Origin of the sequence: Bartonella capreoli, from assembly GCF_902813205.1 — a bacterium.
Lineage (GTDB): Bacteria > Pseudomonadota > Alphaproteobacteria > Rhizobiales > Rhizobiaceae > Bartonella > Bartonella schoenbuchensis.
The window spans coordinates 1-446 of sequence record NZ_CADDZX010000224.1; the positions used below are offsets into that span (position 1 = coordinate 1).

Here is a 446-nt window from a genome sequence, read left to right on the forward strand (position 1 = left end):
CGCCACTGTCAAAACGCGCATCGCCCTTTGCTTTAGCCTTAACCCCATCCATGGTGAGGTCGCCGTTTGTAACAATGGTAAGATCATCCCCACTGTTGATTTCACTTAACTGATGTGCGCTACTTTGCGCATCATAATGCCCTTTTTCCGATGTCTGCTTGTGTTCACTCTCTAACGCCAAGGCACTAAAGTTAGCAGAAGCATTGACAATCATTGTTATCGGACCGCCACTGGTGAATTCCCCACCCTCTGCGCCAAGATCTCCAAGGGAGTGAATGTTTAATTCATGCTCAGAGAGGATTTGTCCCTTTTGCCCCGCCCGATCAACAAAACTATATTCATTAATCTCACGGATTTTAGCCGTTCCATTGGCTATGCTCTGAGCAGTAAGGGTGATGATATCACCATGAACAACACCAGAATAATTGGCTAAAAGACCACCACTG

Annotated in this window: 1 protein-coding gene; it reads right to left on the minus strand. The window is 46.4% G+C overall.

Annotated features, from left to right (window positions below; all coding sequences use genetic code 11):
- Window positions 1-446: hemagglutinin repeat-containing protein (locus tag J7R05_RS08160; protein WP_208541867.1), on the minus strand; the 446-nt coding region annotated here is incomplete at both ends.